This window comes from Burkholderia sp. LMU1-1-1.1 (genome assembly GCF_040675865.1).
GTDB lineage: Bacteria > Pseudomonadota > Gammaproteobacteria > Burkholderiales > Burkholderiaceae_D > Rugamonas.
In genome coordinates, this window is the sequence record NZ_JBEGHG010000045.1 from 320,670 (window position 1) to 338,118 (window position 17,449).

Below are 17,449 nucleotides of genomic sequence, written 5' to 3' on the forward strand. Positions count from 1 at the left end.
GAAAAATCGAACATATGTCGCTCAATTACATCTGGTCTGGCTTCTTCCTCGTCGGGTTCGCCGCCGCGCTGGCGCAGTACTTGTTCATGGGCGACACGGAAATTTTCAAGCGCATCATCGACGGCACGTTCGAGTCGGCCAAGAGCGGCGTGATGGACATCGCGCTGCCGCTGGCCGGCGTGATGACCCTGTGGCTGGGCATCATGAACATCGGCGAGAAGGCCGGCGCCGTCAATCTGCTGGCGCGCATCATCGCGCCGTTCTTCTCGCGCATCTTCCCGGGCGTGCCCAAGGAGCATCCGGCCACCGGCCACATGCTGATGAATTTCTCGGCCAACCTGCTCGGCCTCGACAACGCGGCCACGCCGTTCGGCCTGAAGGCGATGGAAAGCCTGCAAACGCTCAATCCCAGCAAGGACGAGCCGACCGACGCCCAGATCATGTTCCTGGTGCTGCACACGTCCGGCCTGACGTTGATCCCCGTGGCGATCATGGCGCAGCGCTCCATCCTGGGCGCGGCCGACCCGTCCGACATCTTCATCCCGTGCATGATCGCCACCTACGTCGCCACCGTCACCGGCCTCATCGCCGTGGCGATCCGCCAGCGCATCAACCTGTTCGACCGCGTGGTCCTGAGCTGGCTCGGTTGCAGCACCGCCGCCATCGTCGCGCTGATCTGGTATTTCACGCAGGTGCTCACGCGCCCAGAGATCGAACTGTTCTCCAAGGTCTTCAGCAACCTGGTCCTGATGGGCGTCATCGGCGGCTTCATCATCGGCGCGCTGTGGAAGAAGGTCAACGTCTACGAAGCCTTCATCGAGGGCGCCAAGGGCGGCATCCAGACGTCGCTGACCGTCATCCCGTATCTGGTCGGCATGCTGGTGGCCATCAGCGTGATCCGCAACGCCGGCCTGTTCGGCTTTGTCGTCGACGGCTTCAGCTGGCTGTTCGGCGCGCTCGGCTTCAACACCGATTTCGTGCCGGCGCTGCCGACCGCGCTGATGAAGCCGCTCAGCGGCAGCGGCTCGAAGGCGATGATGATCGACGCCATGCAGACCTACGGGGTCGACTCCTTCGTCGGCCGCCTCGCGTGCGTGTTCCAGGGCTCGGCCGACACCACCTTCTACATCGTGGCGCTGTACTTCGGCTCGGTCGGCATCCGCAAGACGCGCTACGCGATCTCGTGCGGCCTGATCGCCGACTTCGCCGGCGTCGTCGCCGCCATCTCGGTGGCCTACATCTTCTTCCACTGAACGGATCGCCATGCTTCATCGCCTCCTCCTTGCCGCGCTGGCCAGCCTCGCAGCCACCGGCGCCGCCCACGCCACCGAGTTGCCGGAGCCGGTCGTCCGGCTGATGCGCGCGGCGCAGATCCCGCCCGAGGCGGCCGGCGTGCTGGTGCTGCGCGGCGACGCCACCCTGGTGTCGCACAACGCCCGGCAAATCATGCAGCCGGCATCGACGGTCAAGCTGTTCACCACCATGACGGCGCTCGAGCAACTGGGGCCGGTGTTCCGCGGCCGCACCGAAATGCTCAGCAGCGCGCCCGTCGTCAACGGCGTGCTGCGGGGTGATTTGATCCTGCGCGGCGGCGCCGACGGCGACTTCGACGAGGACGTGCTCGGCCACATGCTGCAGGCGCTGCGCAACCAGGGCATCAAGGCCATCCAGGGCGACGTCGTGCTCGACCGGCAATTGTTCCAGCCGGCGCGGCCCGACATCGGCCTGCCGCCGTTCGACGAATATCCGTGGGCCTACTACAACGTCGTGCCGAACGCGCTGCTGATCAACACCAACCTGCTGAAGGTGGAGCTGCGCTCGGCCGGCGGCAAGCTGTCGCTGGCGATGACGCCGCCGATGGACCAGGTCGGCGTGCGCTCGGAGATGGCGGCCAGCGACGCGCCCTGCCCGGCGTGGGAGAACGGCTGGCGCGACCCCGGCATCGCGCGCGACGGCGACAGGATCGACGTCGTGCTGCACGGCAGCTTCCCGCGGGATTGCGTCAAGTCGATCAGCGTCAACGTGCTCGACCCGCACGACTACCTCGCGCGCCTGCTGCGCGCCACGTGGAGCCGGCTGGGCGGCAAACTGGGCGGCGAGGTGCGCGAGGCGGGCGCGCCGACGCCGCCGTCGCTGCCGGCACCGGCGGTCAACGCCGACACCGACGCCACCGCCGCCAGCCCGGCGCCCACCACGCCGCCGGCCGCCTCGTCCGCCGCCGCGCCGGTGCTGCGCCTGCTGGCCGAGCACGTCTCGCGGCCGCTGCCCGAGACGCTGCGCGACATCCACAAAAACTCCGACAACACGCTGGCCGGCACGCTGTTCCTCAGCCTGGGCAGCCTGGAGGCGGACCCGACGCTCGGCAGCCGGCCGCTACCGCCGGACGCCGCCTACCCCACCACCGCCGCGCGCGCCGACGCCGCCATCCGCGCCTGGCTGCGGCAACGCGGCATCGACGACACCGGGCTGGTCATCGACAACGGCTCCGGTCTGTCGCGCCTGGCCCGCGCCACGCCGGCGCAGGTGGCCGGCGTGCTGCGGGCGGGGCTGCAGAGCCTGTGGATGCCCGAATTCCTCTCCAGCCTGCCGATCGCGGCCACCGACGGCACCATGCGCCGGCGCCTCAAGGACAGTCCGGCGGCGATGCGCGCGCGCATCAAGACCGGCACCTTGAAAGGCGTGATCGCCGTCGCCGGCTACGTGCAGGACGCCGGCAACCAACCCGTCATCGTGGTCGCCATGCTCAACGACGAGCACGTCGCCAACGGCGCCGGGCGCGCCGTGCTCGACGCGCTGATCGACTGGGTCGCGCGCTCCGGCGCGCCGGCCGGCACGGCCGTCCCTTATGCGCCGAGCGCGCCTTCGGCCACCAGGTAATCGATCATGGCCCGCACCTTCAGCGCCAGGTGCGGGCCGGGCATGTAGACCGCGTGCACGGTGCCGGCATACGGCTCGTCGAACGTCCAGTCCGCCAAAATCCGCACCGCGCGGCCCTGCGCCAGCGCCGCGCGCGCGGTGAAGTCCGGCACCAGGCCGATGCCGCCGCCGGACTCCACCACCGCCATCAGCGCCGCGCTGTTGTTGATCGTCAAGCGCGACGGCACGCGGATGCTGGCGATGTCAGGGCCGTCCGTCCCCTCGCGCCGCATGGTCCAGGCCGCGCCGAAACGCGCGTAACCCAGGTAGTTGCAGCGGTGTTGCGGCAACTCCTGCGGCATGGCCGGCGTGCCGTGCGCGGCCAGGTATTGCGGCGACGCCACCAGCACATAGCGCATCGGCCCCAGCGGCCGCGCGGCCAGCCCCGGCGCCAGGTCGGCCGAGATGCGGATCGCCAGGTCGATGCCCTCCTCGATCAAATCGACGTTGCGGTCCACCAGCGACAGGCGAACGTCGACCTCGGGGTAGCGGTCCAGAAACGCCGGCAGCAAGGGCGCCAGCCACAGCTGCCCCAGCACCACCGGCGCGCTGATGCGCACCACGCCGTTGGGCCGCGCGCTGTAGCTGCCGGCCAGCGCGTGGATCTCGCGCGCCGTGTTCACCATGCGGACGCAGGCGGCGTGCACCTGCTCGCCCAGCTCGGTCAGCGACACCGAGCGCGTGGTCCGCTGCAACAGCCGGCCGCCGATATAAGCCTCTAGCCGCGACACGTGGCGGCTGACGGCCGACGTCGTCAGTCCCAGCTGGCGCGCGGCGGCCGAGAACCCGCCGCTGTCGACCACCTGCGCGAAGATCGCCATTTCCTTCAGCATTTCCATAAGCCAGCCTCACCGTTGCACCTGCATCAATAATGCTTTGCATTTTAAGCTGATTGTGTATTTTTTAGATGGTGGCATACTAAATCCAAGTTATCGACAAGGAGTCATCATGAAACAACGCACTTTAGGCAGCCAGGGGTTGACGGTATCGGCGCAGGGCCTCGGCTGCATGGGCATGAGCAACACCTACGGCCCGGCCGACCAGACCGAGGCGGTCGCCACCTTGCACCGCGCGATCGATCTGGGCGTCAACTTCTTCGACACCGCCGAGCAATACGGGCCTTACGACAATGAAGCCTTGCTGGGCCGCGCCTTCGCGGGGCGTCGCGGCGAGGTCATCCTCGCCACCAAGTTCGGCTTCGACATCCGCGACGGCAAGACCGTCGGCGTCACCAGCGACCCGGCGGGCATCCGCGCCAAGGTCGAAGGCTCGCTGCGCCGGCTGGGCACCGACTATATCGACCTGCTGTACCAGCACCGCATCGATCCGCGGGTGCCAGTGGAGGAGGTGGTCGGCGTGATGGCCGATCTGGTGCGCGAGGGCAAGGTGCGCTATCTCGGGCTGTCGGAGGCGGGGGTGGCCAACATCCGCCGCGCGCACGCGGTGCACCCGATCAGCGCGGTGCAGAGCGAGTATTCGCTGTGGGAACGCAACCTGGAGGCGGACGTGATCCCGGCGCTGCGCGAGCTGGGCATCGGGCTGGTGGCGTTCAGTCCGCTGGGACGGGGTTTCCTGGCGGGCAGCGCCAAGCGCGCGGAGGAATATCCTGAGAGCGACTTCCGGCATCTGGATCCGCGCCTGCAAGGCGACAATTTCGACCGCAACATGCAGGCGGCCGCCATTGTGCGCGAGCTGGCCGGCGCGCGGCGGGTCACGCCGGGGCAGATCGCGCTGGCGTGGGCGATGCACAAGGGCGACGACATCGTGACGATTCCCGGCACGCGCCGCCGTACGTACCTGGAGCAGAACGTGGCCGCCGCAGGGATCGCGCTCGACACCCGCGAGATGGACATACTCGACAACGCGCTGAAGCAGGTCGCGGGGTCGCGCTATAGCCGGGAGCGAATGGCGATGGTGGACCGGTAAAAACAGAGTTCCTTAAGAACTTCGGTGGGGGGATGCCCGAAAAATCCGGATTTACTAAACCTTACTAATCATCTCTAACCTTTACTACTCGGCGCTATTTCTTACTAAATTGTTCGCGACGGCGCGTGGTTTTACAATACGCGCGCGTAGTCGCGCCGCACCAGCAGCCGATCGCCGCAGTCGAAATGCCACCATTCGCTGTTGATGCCGACGAAGCCGGCCTGGAACATCGCGCCGCGCAGCCAGCGGCGGTTTTCGATGTGCTGCACGCTCAGCTCGCCCCGCGCCAGCAACAGCGCCTCCTTGGCCGGATGCGAGCGCTCACTCAGGTCGTCAAAGCCGGTTCCCATGTCGAGCTCGCGGCCTTGCGCGTCGAGCAGCGTGACGTCCAGCGCCATGCCGAACGAGTGGATCGAGCCGCGCGCCGGATCGGCGATATAACCCAGCAGATCGGTGCCCTGCAGCGCTTGCCAGAGCTGCTCCTGCACCCGTTGCGGCCGCAGGGCGTCCAGCACCAAAAGCGTGTAATCCGGACGGCGCTCCGCCAGCCAGGCGACGGCGCGCTCCAGCGCGGCCGCAGCATCCTTATGCAGGAAGCCGCAGTCCAGCGGCGAATAAAGATCCCTGCCGACAAAGTTGTCCGGCGTGGCGTAGCGCAGATCGACGGCGATGCCCTGGATGGCGTCGAGACGGCGGAAATCCGGGTGGCCGGCAATCGTTTCGCAGTGGATGGGAGACGTCATTGCCGGCACCCGCTGGCTTATTGCGACTCGACCGGCTCGGTGACGGGCACCGGCTGTGGAGGCACGGCCGGGGTCACCGGCGTTGGCACGGGCGCGGCCGGCACCGGCGTGACCGGCGTTGGCGTGACCGGCGCTGGCACCGTCGGCGCGGCAACGACCGGCGCGGGCGGCGCGGGCGGCGCGCCCGTCGCCGGCAACACCGGCAGCGGACTGGTCAACACATCCAGAATCGCCGCCGTCTCGGCATCCGGCATTCCGTCGAACAACGACTGCCGATACTTCGACTGGAACACCGTCAACACATTGCGCGTCGCCTCATCGAACTGCCCGGTCTGCGGCACCGCGTAGCCGTGCTGCGCCAGCTTGAGCTGGAACCACAGCACATCCGGCAACTGCTGCTGATACCCCGGCAGGCGCGCGGCCACGCGGCTCGGCTCCGGCCACGTGACCAGCCCGGCGTCGGCCAGCTGCTTCCACGGGAACATCGGCCCCGGGTCCTGCTTGCGCTGCGGCGCGATATCGTTGTGGCCGAGAATATTCTCCGGCTTGATGCCATGCCGCTTGACGATATCCTTGAGCAGCAAAATCAACTGGTCGATCTGCGCCTGCTTGAACGGATACCACACCCGTCCCTGCGGCGTGTCGGTGAAGCCCGGATTGACGATCTCGATGCCGATCGACGCCGAATTGAGCTGGTTGTAAATCTTCCAGCTGCTGATGCCGGCGTGGTTCGACTGCCGGGATTCATCCACCAGCGCGTAGAAGAACGGCTGCTCGGTGTCGGTCAGCAGGTAGTGCGCGCTGACATCCTGCTGCGTCAAGATCTTGATCGAGCGCGGCAGGTCCGACACCGTGTAATGAAGAATGATGTATTTGACCCGGTCGCTCTGCCCGCGCGAGCTCAGGCTGCGGTCGATGCGCGGCTCGCTCGGCGGCACGGTGGCGCAACCGGCCAGCAACGCCATCATGGTGGACAAAACGGTCAGCGGAACTATCTTCATGGGCAATCTCGGCAGCGATTCAATTGTGTGAGTTTAGAGCAATACGGGCGGCCGCGTGGTGCGCGTGTGTTTCGCGCTGTGTCAGCGGCAGGTCGGCCGGCAGCGCCGCGCGCATCGTCCGCGCGATCAGTGGATGCAAGGTGGCGGCGCGGCCGGCCAAGGCGATCGGGCGCGGCCCGTGGCGGCGCACCAGCGCCAGCGCGATGCGCGCCAGTTCGCGGCCGGCCTCCTCGAGGATGCCGCGCGCGACCGGATCGGCGTCGGCGCTGGCGGCGACGGCCAGCGCCAGCCGCCCGATCGCGCCGCGCTCCTGGCCGTACATGAACTGGCGCGAGCAGGCCCAGTCGCTGCCGCCCACGTGGTCGAACACCGCACGCGCCATGGCCGAGCGCCGCCACGCGCCCGGCTCCTCGTCCTCCAGGCGCCAGATGTGGCGCATCGCCTCGCGCGCGATCCAGAAGCCGCCGCCGCCGTCGTCCAGGGTCACGCCGCGTCCGCCGGCGCGGTGGAACTGGCCGTCGGCGTCGATCCAGGCGGCGATCGAGCCGGTGCCGGCGTACACCAGATACCCTTCTCCGGGCGCGAAGGCGTCCAGATAGGCGATTTCGATGTCGCTGCGCACGGCGACGGCGGCCGGCGCCACGTTCAGCAATTCCGCCAGCCATAGCGCCGGCAGGCCGGCGGCGCCGTCGAAACCGGTCAGGCCGGCGCACAGGGCCACGGGACGGCCGGCGGCCAACGCCTGCTCCGCCAAAGTGGCGAAGACGGCGCGCACCGAGGCGCGGCCGGCGTCGTCGCCCATCTGCGTGGCCGACATGCCGCCGACGCCGCCCTCGGCGACGATGACGCCGGCCTTGTCGGCCAGCGCCCAGCGGGTTTGCGTGCCGCCCGCGTCGATGCCGAGGCCGAGATCGCCCATCGTCAGCCGCGCTTGTAGACGCTGACGCGCGCGCTCTCGTTGCCGAGCCGGTCGACCGCGCTGACCACCACCATCTCCGCCGCCAGGCCGGCCGCGTCGTCCGCCAGCAGCAGCACCGGCCGCGACGCCGGCGCGACGGCGAAGCGCCACTCGGCGCCGTAGCGGCTCCAGATCGCGTAGTGCGTGACCGGCTTGCCGGCGCCGGCCGCCAGGCGCACGCCCACGCCCTGCGATTCGCGGCTGGCGGTCGCGCTCGGCGCGGCAGGCGCTTCGGCGCCCAGCCACGGCGTGGCCGGCGCCAGCGCCGCCGTCTGGTAAGCGCGCGCCTTGAGCTGGTCGGTGATGCCCTTGCGGTTCTCCATCAGCGCGGCGATGGAAAAGTGCAAGTGGCCGCGGGCGCCGGCGCGGCTGCGCGCGACGCCGATCTGCTTGACGATCTCCTCCGGCGCGAACGTCTTGGCGCTGTTGTTGATGCGGCTGGTATACAGCCCCGGCCAGACGTGGCGCGCGCGCGTGTTCTGCGCCAGCCAGTAGTCGAGCAGCACGTCGAACGCCTGCGGCGCCTGCGCCACCGGCCAGTACAGCTGCGGCGCCAGGTAGTCGAGCCAGCCGTTGTTGAGCCACAGCTCGGCGTCCGCGTACAGCTTGTCGTACTGGCTGAAGCCGACGATGCCGGCCGGGCGCCGGTCCGGGCGGCCGATGCCGAACGGGCTGATGCCGAAGCGCACCCAGCTCTTTTCCTTGTGGATGCCCAGATACAGCGCCTGGATCAGCGCATTGACGTTCTGACGCCGCCAGTGCGGCCGGTCCAGGGTGCCGCCGCCGAGCAGGTAGCGCTGCCACGATGGCTGGTCCGGGAACTCCAGTTCCTGCTTGCCGCCCAGGCCGCCGTCCAGGGCCACGCCCTCGGGGCCGGCCGCGTTGGGCGTGTCGATCGGATACGGATAGAAATAATCGTCGATGTGCACGCCGTCGATGTCGTAGCGGCGCACCACGTCGAGGATGACGTCGAGCGTGCGCTGCGAGGCGGCCGACTCGCCCGGGTCCATCCACAGATAGCGGCCGTAGGGCTTGACCGCCTCCGGATGGGTGTTGGCGATATGGTTGCGCGCCAGCGGCGACTTGGCCGTCGCGTGCCGGGCGCGGTAGGGGTTGAACCACGCGTGCAGCTCGAGCCCGCGCGCGTGCGCCTGCTCGATCCAGAATTGCAACGGATCGTAGCCGCCCTTGGGAGCGCGGCCCTGCTGGCCGGTCAGGAACTCCGACCACGGCTCGAGCTCGGACGGATAGATCGCGTCGGCGCTCGGGCGCACCTGCAGCACGATGGCGTTCAGGTTCAGCGCCTTGCAGCGCTCCAGGATGGCGACGGCCTCGGCCTGCTGCTTCTCGGCGCTCAAATTGCTGCGGCTGGGCCAGTCGATATTGGCGACGGTCGACACCCAGGCCGCGCGGAACTCGCGCGGCGCCGGCGGCGGCATGGTCGGATCGAACGGCGGCGGTGGCGGCGCGCCGGCGCCGGGCTGGCGCGGCGGCGTCGGCGAGGGCGGGGTGGCGCCATCGGCGCCGGGCGCCGTCGGCGTGCTCGAACACCCTTCCAGCAGCGCCGCCATGACGCCGGCCACGCCGGCGGTCAAGGTCAGCCGTTTCTTTGCATTAAAAACCAAAACCATTCCCCGATACAGTTGAGCCTTCTATTGTAAAGCCGGGGACGCCTATTTCTTACCGAATTCAATCGGGATCCGCACCCTGGCGGTCATGAAAAACGCCGGCAAGGTCGAAATACATGCCCAGATGAAAAACTTTTGATAGCCCAGATGGTCCTGTATCCAGCCGCTGACCATACCCGGCAGCATCATGCCCAGCGCCATGAAGCCGGTGCAGATCGCGTAATGGGCGGTCTTGTGCTCGCCGTCGGCCACCAGGATCATGTACAGCATGAAGGCGGCGAAGCCGAAGCCGTAGCCGAACTGCTCGACCGCCAGGCAGGCCGAAATGAGCACGATATCGGTCGGCAAGGCCGTCGCCAGATAGACGAACACCAGGTCGGGCACGTGCATGATGAACACCATCGGCCACAGCGCGCGCTTGAGGCCGAAGCGCGAAATGACCACGCCGCCGGCCAAGCCGCCCAGCACCAACGCGCACACGCCGATGGTGCCGTAGACCAGGCCGAATTCCGACGTCGTCAAGCCCAGGCCGCCCTGGTCGCGCGGATCGAGCAGGAACGGCGCCGCCATCTTCAGCAGCTGCGCCTCGCCCAGCCGGTACAGCAGCAGGAAGCCGAGGATGGCGCCTATGCCTGGCTTCTGGAAAAAGCTGCGGAAGGTGTTGATAAAATCGGTCCACAGCGCGCCGCCGCCGGCATGGCTGCGGTCCGAATCGGGACGCGGCAAAACAAAATGGTGGTAGGCACACAGCAGCAAAAACAGCGCCGACATCACGCCGAACACCACCGACCAGGCCCAGGCCGGATCGCCGCTGGACTTGATCAACTCGCCGGCCATGTAGACGATGCCGCCCTGGCCGGCGATCATCGCCAGCTTGTAAAAGGCGCTACGCACGCCGACGAAGGCGGCCTGCTGGCCATGGGTCGGCAGGCCCAGCATGTAATAACCGTCGGAGGCGATATCGTGGGTGGCCGAACTGAACGCCATCAGCCACAGCACGGCCAGGCTCAGGGCGAAGAACTGCGGCAGGTGCAGGGTCAGCGCCACGCACGCCAGCGCCGCGCCCGTCAACAACTGCAGCAGCACGATCCAGCGCCGCTTGGTGCCGACCAGCTCGACCAAGGGCGACCACAGCGGCTTGATGACCCACGGCAGGTACAGCCAGGCGGTATAGAACGCCAGGTCGGTGTTGGAGATGCCCAGGTTTTTATACATCACCGTCGACAGCATCATCACCGCGACGTAGGGCACGGCCTGGCTAAATGAAATGCTGGGCACCCAGGTCCACGGGTTGCGTTGTTGCTTCATACTTCCTTTCGCGGCGGCCGCTGCTGTTATGCTCACGGCAGTTACCATACGCACACAACGAACATAACGCAACCGAACGCCGCCAAATCATGTACCTGCTGACATTTTTACTGATCCTGCTGTCTTATCCGCTGATGTTCCTGATGGTGACCATCTTCCTGTTCGGTCCATTGAACATGTATCTCGGCTACCGCGCCTACCGCGGCACGCTGGCCAAGCGTCCCGGCCTGACCTTCGGCGGAAAATTGTGGGCCGCGCGGGCGCTGCTGGCGGCGGCGGCCTCGTTCGCCTTCCAGTACTACATCGTCGCCACGGGGTACAAGGCATGACCGAAACTCCGGCAACCAACGGAACACCACACCACGGAAAAACCGCGGCGCCGCGCGGCGTCACAATATGGCGGCCCGGCCCCGCAAACGACTGGCATCCGTGGCCGGCGCCTCGCCATACAGGCGCCCATATTCCCGGCTGAACTGCGACGCGCTGTCATAACCGACCTTGAAAGCCGCCTGCGCCGCGTCCATGCCCTCGGCCACCATCAGCCGCCGGGCCTCCTGCAGCCGCAAACGGGCCCGGTACTGGATCGGGCTCAAGTGGGTGATCGACTTGAAATGCGCATGCAGCGACGACGGGCTCATGCCCGCCTGCTCGGCCAGGATGTCGATCGTGATCGGCTCGCGGTAATGGTCCTTGATCCAGCCGATCGCCCGCGACACCTGGTTCAGGCTGCGGTCGCCGGTGGCGATGTGGCGCATCACCGCGCGCGCCGGCCCGGTCGCCAGCCGGTAGATGATTTCCTGCTCGATCAGCGGCGCCAGGGTGTCGATATCGGCCGGCGTGTCGAGCAACGCCACCAGCCGGGTGAACGCGTCCACCAGCTGCGGCGTCGTGTCGTGCACGGCCAGCCCGCGCACCGGGCCCGCCATCCCGTCCTGCCGCGCGGCGGCGTCGATCTTCAACGCCAGCTTGGTCAGCTCGGGCCGGTTGAACCGGTAGTACACGCACAAATAGGGACGCTCCACGCTGGCCTCGGTCACCGCGCCGACGGCCGGCACGTCCACCGCCGCGATCAGATAGCGGGCGCTGTCGTAGTTCAATATCTGCTCGCCCGCCAGCACCTGCTTGCTCCCCTGCGCCATCACGCAAATGGAGGGTTCGTAGACCGCCGGCATCGGCGTGGTCGGCGTGGACGAGCGGATCAAGGTCACGCCGGGCAGGGCGCAATCGTGCATCCCGTCCGCGGGCGCGTGGCGCAGCATCAAAGAGGTAAATTTGTCGAGCATGGTCGTGACCGAGTTAGAGTCCAAGCCGCTACCGCAACGCGGCGCGCACGTCGCCCCGCGCCGCCTCCAGCAGCGCCTGCGCCTGCTCGACACCGAGCTTTTTGAGCAACGCGACAATGGCGACCTTGACCTGGAAATGGCATTGCTCCAGCACGCCGCGCGCGGCGTCGGCGTCGGCGCCGGTGGCGTGCATCGTCAACTGGATGGCGCGTTCGACCAGCTTGGTGTTATTGGCCTGCACGTCGACCATCAGGTTGCCGTAGACCTTGTGCAGCCGCACCATCAACGCGCTCGACAAGGTGTTGAGCACGATTTTTTGCGCCGTGCCCGCCTTGAGCCGGGTGCTGCCGGAAATCACCTCCGGCCCGGTGTCGAGCACGATGCCGACGTCGGTCCCGGCCGCCAAAGGCGTGCCGGCGTTGTTGGCGATGCCCACCGTCAGGGCGCCCACCGTGCGCGCCGCCTGCAACGCGCCCAGCACATACGGCGTGGTGCCGGACGCGGCCACCAGCAACACCACGTCGTTAAAGCCCGGATACAGCAGCCGCAGGTCGGAGGCGCCCTTGGCGCGGTCGTCCTCGGCGCCCTCGACCGCCTCGAACATCGCGCCCACGCCGCCGGCGAGCAGGGCCACGGCGCGCTGGTGCGGCCACGAAAAGGTGGGAAACAGTTCGACGCTGTCGAGGATGCCCAGCCGGCCCGAGGTGCCGGCGCCGACATAGATCAGGCGCCCGCCGCCGGCGATCCTGGGCGTCATCGCCTCGATGGCGGCGCCGATCGCCGGTGCGGCGGCCTGGACCGCGCGCACCGCGTGCGCCTGATCGTCGATCAGCGCCCCGACCAGCACGTCCACCGGGTAGCGGTCCAGTTCGGGGTGCTGCGTACTCGGCGTCTCGGTTTTCAGCATAGGGAATAGAGGGGAAGCCGGGGTCAGGTGGCGCGGCGCATCTCGGCGACGAAATCGTAATGGTCGCTATGACAATAAGAATGCGTCAACTCCATCGCCTCGCCAGATTCCAGATAGGCAATACGCGTAATGTACAACACCGCCTGCCCCTCGGGCACGCCCAACTGGCGCGCCAGGTCGGCCGACGCGTTCATCGCGCGGATGTGCTGCAGCGCCCGCACCGGCGACTGGCCGATGCTGTCGAGATACTGGTACAGCGAGGCGCCGACCGCGTCCGGGTCGTTGAGCACGGTCTGCGGCAGGACGCTGACCTCGTAGGCCATGACCACGTCGTCGGCCAGCCGCAGGCGCTCGAGCCGCGCCACCTTCGAATACGGCGACAGGCCCAGGCTCAGCTGCTCCTCGGGCGTCGGCGTGACGATCGCCCGCTTGAGCCAGCGCGAGCCCGGCACGTGGCCGCGCTGCTGCAACTGCTCCGAAAAACTGGTCAGGTTCGACAGCGGCTGCTCGATGCGCGGCGCGATGTAATTGCCCGAACCGCGCCGGCGCACCACCAGGCCCTGGTCGACCAGCTGGTCGATCGCCTTGCGCGCGGTCACCCGCGACACGTTGAGCAACTCCGACAGCGCCCGCTCGGACGGCAGCGCCTGGTCGACCTGGTAGCGGCCGTTATGCACATCGTCGCTCAATTTCCGGGCAATCTGCATGTACAGCGGCGAACTGTCGTTGGCGTCCGCCTTGAATTCAAAACCACTCTGGCTCATTTGTTTCTCCTAACTCCCGTAGTGTAATAGCGATATGGAACCCCGTGCGCCCGCGAGGCCGTAAAAACGCGATATTTAGTGCCGCCGGCGTAACTCGCGGCGGTGCGCGGGCGGCCCATTTGACGGATAATGCTGGCTTGTCACACCAGCCCGTCCTGCCATCCATGTCCAAGAAGTCCGCCGCGCCCGCCGGCTGCCCTTGCGGCGGCCCGTCCCTCGCGGCCTGCTGCGGCCCCTATATCGCGGGCGCCGCCATCCCGCCCACCGCCGAAACGCTGATGCGCTCGCGCTATACCGCCTATGGCCTGCGCGACGAGCGCTACCTGCTGGCCACCTGGCACGCCAGCACCCGCCCGACCGAGCCGATCATGAGCGACGAAGAAAAATTGCAATGGCTGGGACTTGAGGTAAAATCTGCTTTACGTTTACGTCAACGTAAAGCAGAAGTTGCATCGAAGACAACTGCGCAGGCCAGAGACCCCAACCGCGACACGGTCGAATTCGTCGCCCGTTTCAAGGTCAACGGCCGCGCGCAGCGGCTGCACGAGATCAGCAACTTCGTGCGCGAGCCGGCCGAGGGCGGCCCGCGCTGGTTCTACGTTGACGGTAGTTTTCCCGAATAATCATCACGACGCGTGCGAGACCACGCGCACAAAGGAAAAACAATGCCGCAGATCGAAAGCAAGCTCAATCCCCGCAGCGAGGACTTCAAGGCCAACGCCGCCGCCATGCGGGCCGTCGTCGACGACCTGCGCGCCAAAGTGGCGAAAATCGCCGCCGGCGGCGGCGAGGCGGCGTCGGCCAAGCACGTCGCGCGCGGCAAACTGCTGCCGCGCGACCGCGTGCAGATGCTGCTCGATCCCGACACGCCCTTCCTCGAACTGTCGCAGATGGCCGCCTACGGCATGTACCAGGACGCCAACGGCGCCGACGCCGCGCCGGCCGCCGGCATCATCACCGGCATCGGCCGGGTGGCCGGCCAGGAGTGCGTCATCGTCTGCAACGACGCCACCGTCAAGGGCGGCACCTACTATCCGATGACGGTCAAGAAGCACCTGCGCGCGCAGGAGATCGCCGACCAGAACAACCTGCCGTGCATCTACCTGGTCGATTCGGGCGGCGCCAACCTGCCCAACCAGGACGACGTCTTCCCCGACCGCGACCACTTCGGCCGCATCTTCTACAACCAGGCCAACCTGTCGGCCAAGGGCATCCCGCAGATCGCCGTCGTCATGGGGTCCTGCACCGCCGGCGGCGCCTACGTGCCGGCCATGAGCGACGAGTCGATCATCGTCAAGGACCAGGGCACGATCTTCCTCGGCGGCCCGCCGCTGGTGAAGGCGGCCACCGGCGAGGTGGTGACGGCCGAGGACCTGGGCGGCGGCGACGTCCACACCCGCCTGTCCGGCGTGGCCGACCACCTGGCGCAGAACGATTTGCACGCGCTGTCGCTGGCGCGCACCATCGTCTCGAACCTGAACCGCACCAAGCCGCGACAGGGCGCCCTGCGCGAGGCCGGGGAGCCGAAGTACGCCACCGAGGAACTGTACGGCGTGATCCCCGTCGACACCCGCAAGCCGTTCGACGTGCGCGAGGTCATCGCCCGCATCGTCGACGGCAGCGAGTTCGATGAATTCAAGGCGCGCTACGGCACCACCCTGATCTGCGGCTTCGCCCACATCTTCGGCATGAAGGTCGGCATCATCGCCAACAACGGCATCCTGTTCTCGGAATCGGCGCTCAAGGGAGCGCACTTCATCGAGCTATGCGCGCAGCGCAAGATCCCGCTGGTGTTCCTGCAAAATATCACCGGCTTCATGGTCGGGCGCAAATACGAGAACGAAGGCATCGCCCGCAACGGCGCCAAGATGGTCACCGCCGTCGCCACCGCCGCCGTGCCCAAGTTCACCGTCATCATCGGCGGCAGCTTCGGCGCCGGCAACTACGGCATGTGCGGGCGCGCGTTCTCCCCGCGCTTCATGTGGATGTGGCCCAACGCCCGCATCTCCGTCATGGGCGGCGACCAGGCGGCGTCGGTGCTGGCCACCGTCAAGCGCGACGGCATCGAGGGCAAGGGCGGCTCGTGGTCCGCCGACGAGGAAGCCGCCTTCAAGCAGCCGATCAAGGACCAGTACGAGCACCAGGGCCACCCCTACTACGCCACCGCGCGCCTGTGGGACGACGGCGTCATCGACCCGGCCGACACCCGCATGGTGCTGGGCCTGGGCCTGTCGGCCGCGCTCAACGCCGAAATCCCCGACACCAAATTCGGTGTCTTCAGGATGTGACGACGACCATGCGCGATCGACTTCGACCCCGTCAACGCCTGGCCGCGATGCTTTGCGTCCTGGCGTGCGCCTGCGCCGGCGCGCAGGAGCAAACGCAGGTGAAGATGCTGCAGCCGCTGACGGGACCCGCGCAGCTGCTGCCGCTGGTCGACAAGCGCATGGGCGAGCAGGTGGTCGACGTCCCCGCCAACATCGGCGGCGATACCATCACCTTGCAAACGACGATCTTCAAACCACCGGGCAACGGCCCGTTCCCGGTGCTGTTCATGAACCACGGTAAATCGGGCGGCGCCGACGCCCACCAGCAGGAACGCGCGCGCTACGTCGTGCTGGCGAAGCAGTTCATCCGGCGCGGCTACGCGGTCGTCATCCCGATGCGGCTCGGCTTCGCCGGCTCGGGCGGCATCTACGTCAACTCGCACTGCCGCGCCGAGAAAAACGGCGACGACCAGGCCAACTCGCTGTTCTTCGCCATGCAATATGCGATGAAGCAGCCGTGGGCGGATCAAACCCACGTGCTGCTCGCCGGCCAGTCGCACGGCGGCCTGACGGCCATCGCCGCCGGCAGCCACAATATCAGCGGCGTGCGCGGCGTGATCAACTTCGCCGGTGGCGTCAACAGCCGCTCCAAATGCGACTGGCAGGGCGCGCTGGTCGACGCCTTCAAGGCCTACGGCGCGCGCAGCAAGGTGCCGACCCTGTGGTTCTACGGCGCCAACGACGCCCACTTCGGGCCGAAACTGGCCGAGGATCTGTACGCGGCCTACACCGGCGCCGGCGGCAAGGCGCAGCTGGTCGCCTTCGGCCCGTTCAAGAAGGACGCGCACACGATGGTATTGAGCGCGGACGGCGTGCCGATCTGGCTGCCGGAAACCGAGCGCTTTCTCAAATCGATCGGCATGCCGACCGAAATCAAATACGCAATCAAGGAGTAGGCATGGCTTTCAACACACTTGGCATCACGCGCGAGGGAAAAACCGCCACCGTCACGCTGAACCGACCGGACACGCGCAACGCCTTCAACGAAGAGACCATCGCTGAACTCACGCGCGCCTTCCGCGAACTGGGCGAGGACGACGACCTGCGCGCCATCGTGCTGGCCGCCAATGGCCCGGCCTTCTGCGCCGGCGCCGACCTGAACTGGATGAAAAAAATGGCGGGCTACACGCACGCCGAAAACCATGCCGACGCCCTGCAACTGGCGGAGATGCTGCGCACGATCTACCTGTGTCCCAAGCCCGTGGTGGCCAGGGTGCAGGGCGATTGCTACGCCGGCGGCATGGGCCTGGTGGCCGCCTGCGATATCATCGTCGCGGTCGACGAGGCCAACTTCTGCCTGAGCGAAGTGAAACTGGGGTTGATCCCCGCGACCATTTCGCCCTACGTGATCAAGGCCATGGGCGAGAACGCGTCGCGCCGCTACTTCCTGACGGCGGAGCGTTTCTCCGCAGGCGAAGCGCTGCGCATCGGCTTCGCCCACGAGGTGGTGGCCGCCGACGCGCTCGACGCCAAGGTGGCGGAGATCGTCAAGGCCCTGGTCAACAACAGCCCGAACGCGGTGCGCCAGGCGAAAGCGCTGGTGCGCGACGTGGCCGGGCAAACCGTCGACGATGCGCTGCTGGGCGATACCGCCGAGCGCATCGCGCGTATCCGCGCATCGGAACAGGGCCGCGAAGGCGTGGCCTCGTTCCTGGAAAAGCGCAAGCCGAACTGGCTGACGCATTAAA

Annotated in this window: 17 protein-coding genes; 8 read left to right on the plus strand and 9 right to left on the minus strand. The window is 67.5% G+C overall.

The annotated features are described in order from the left end of the window. Positions 1-14: 14 nt before the first annotated feature. Together MRBLMU1_RS24830 and MRBLMU1_RS24835 are read left to right on the plus strand one after the other, a co-directional pair. Entirely contained in the window at positions 15-1,253 is a 1,239-nt protein-coding gene (locus tag MRBLMU1_RS24830) for a nucleoside recognition domain-containing protein (RefSeq protein WP_363507260.1), read from the plus strand. A 10-nt stretch (positions 1,254-1,263) separates the two neighbouring features. Further along, positions 1,264-2,877: a D-alanyl-D-alanine carboxypeptidase/D-alanyl-D-alanine-endopeptidase gene (locus MRBLMU1_RS24835; protein WP_363507263.1), complete on the plus strand. Its 1,614-nt coding sequence runs from the start codon at positions 1,264-1,266 to the stop codon at positions 2,875-2,877. Here the strand turns inward: MRBLMU1_RS24835 and MRBLMU1_RS24840 are convergent. After that, positions 2,844-3,755, minus strand: coding sequence for a LysR family transcriptional regulator (locus tag MRBLMU1_RS24840; protein ID WP_363507266.1), 912 nt, complete (start codon positions 3,753-3,755; stop codon positions 2,844-2,846). The two genes, MRBLMU1_RS24835 and MRBLMU1_RS24840, sit on opposite strands and share 34 nt — an antisense overlap. A 109-nt stretch (positions 3,756-3,864) precedes the next feature. Between MRBLMU1_RS24840 and MRBLMU1_RS24845 the strand changes: the two genes are divergently transcribed. Then, positions 3,865-4,842, plus strand: coding sequence for an aldo/keto reductase (locus tag MRBLMU1_RS24845; RefSeq protein WP_363507269.1), 978 nt, complete (start codon positions 3,865-3,867; stop codon positions 4,840-4,842). Between the two features lie 131 nt (positions 4,843-4,973). On the opposite strand, the gene MRBLMU1_RS24850 is transcribed toward MRBLMU1_RS24845, so the two are convergent. The 5 genes from MRBLMU1_RS24850 to MRBLMU1_RS24870 are packed head-to-tail and all read right to left on the minus strand — an operon-like array spanning position 4,974 to position 10,480. Further along, entirely contained in the window at positions 4,974-5,585 is a 612-nt protein-coding gene (locus tag MRBLMU1_RS24850) for a M15 family metallopeptidase (protein WP_363507272.1), read from the minus strand. Positions 5,586-5,602: 17 nt separating this feature from the next. Beyond that, positions 5,603-6,586, minus strand: coding sequence for an N-acetylmuramoyl-L-alanine amidase (locus tag MRBLMU1_RS24855; RefSeq protein WP_414646115.1), 984 nt, complete (start codon positions 6,584-6,586; stop codon positions 5,603-5,605). A 19-nt stretch (positions 6,587-6,605) separates the two neighbouring features. Continuing rightward, positions 6,606-7,505, minus strand: a complete 900-nt coding sequence (locus tag MRBLMU1_RS24860; protein ID WP_363507275.1) for an N-acetylglucosamine kinase — start codon at positions 7,503-7,505, stop codon at positions 6,606-6,608. Positions 7,506-7,507: 2 nt separating this feature from the next. Beyond that, complete coding sequence (locus tag MRBLMU1_RS24865) at positions 7,508-9,175, minus strand: glycoside hydrolase family 10 protein (RefSeq protein ID WP_363507278.1); 1,668 nt, start codon at positions 9,173-9,175, stop codon at positions 7,508-7,510. Between the two features lie 42 nt (positions 9,176-9,217). Next, entirely contained in the window at positions 9,218-10,480 is a 1,263-nt protein-coding gene (locus MRBLMU1_RS24870) for an MFS transporter (RefSeq protein WP_363507281.1), read from the minus strand. An 89-nt stretch (positions 10,481-10,569) separates the two neighbouring features. Between MRBLMU1_RS24870 and MRBLMU1_RS24875 the strand changes: the two genes are divergently transcribed. Further along, a complete protein-coding gene (locus MRBLMU1_RS24875; RefSeq protein ID WP_363507284.1) occupies positions 10,570-10,809 on the plus strand; it encodes a hypothetical protein in 240 nt (79 codons plus the stop codon). A 60-nt stretch (positions 10,810-10,869) separates the two neighbouring features. Here the strand turns inward: MRBLMU1_RS24875 and MRBLMU1_RS24880 are convergent, their stop codons facing one another. The 3 genes from MRBLMU1_RS24880 to MRBLMU1_RS24890 are packed head-to-tail and all read right to left on the minus strand — an operon-like array spanning position 10,870 to position 13,434. Further along, complete coding sequence (locus MRBLMU1_RS24880) at positions 10,870-11,763, minus strand: AraC family transcriptional regulator (RefSeq protein WP_363507287.1); 894 nt, start codon at positions 11,761-11,763, stop codon at positions 10,870-10,872. Positions 11,764-11,791: 28 nt separating this feature from the next. Beyond that, positions 11,792-12,670: an N-acetylmuramic acid 6-phosphate etherase gene (locus MRBLMU1_RS24885; RefSeq protein WP_363507290.1), complete on the minus strand. Its 879-nt coding sequence runs from the start codon at positions 12,668-12,670 to the stop codon at positions 11,792-11,794. A gap of 23 nt (positions 12,671-12,693) precedes the next feature. Next, the gene (locus MRBLMU1_RS24890) at positions 12,694-13,434 is read right to left on the minus strand and encodes a GntR family transcriptional regulator (protein WP_363507293.1); all 741 of its coding nucleotides are present in this window, start codon (positions 13,432-13,434) and stop codon (positions 12,694-12,696) included. Between the two features lie 164 nt (positions 13,435-13,598). On the opposite strand from MRBLMU1_RS24890, the gene MRBLMU1_RS24895 reads away from it, so the two are divergent. Genes MRBLMU1_RS24895 through MRBLMU1_RS24910 form a run of 4 tightly spaced genes read left to right on the plus strand, consistent with a single transcriptional unit; the run spans position 13,599 to position 17,448 of the window. After that, positions 13,599-14,057, plus strand: a complete 459-nt coding sequence (locus MRBLMU1_RS24895; protein WP_363507296.1) for a YchJ family protein — start codon at positions 13,599-13,601, stop codon at positions 14,055-14,057. Positions 14,058-14,099: 42 nt separating this feature from the next. Continuing rightward, on the plus strand, positions 14,100-15,722 hold the full coding sequence (locus tag MRBLMU1_RS24900; RefSeq protein ID WP_363507299.1) for a carboxyl transferase domain-containing protein: 1,623 nt from the start codon (positions 14,100-14,102) through the stop codon (positions 15,720-15,722). 8 nt (positions 15,723-15,730) lie between these two features. After that, complete coding sequence (locus MRBLMU1_RS24905) at positions 15,731-16,657, plus strand: dienelactone hydrolase family protein (protein ID WP_363507302.1); 927 nt, start codon at positions 15,731-15,733, stop codon at positions 16,655-16,657. Positions 16,658-16,659: 2 nt separating this feature from the next. Continuing rightward, positions 16,660-17,448, plus strand: coding sequence for an enoyl-CoA hydratase/isomerase family protein (locus MRBLMU1_RS24910; protein WP_363507305.1), 789 nt, complete (start codon positions 16,660-16,662; stop codon positions 17,446-17,448). Position 17,449: the final 1 nt, after the last annotated feature.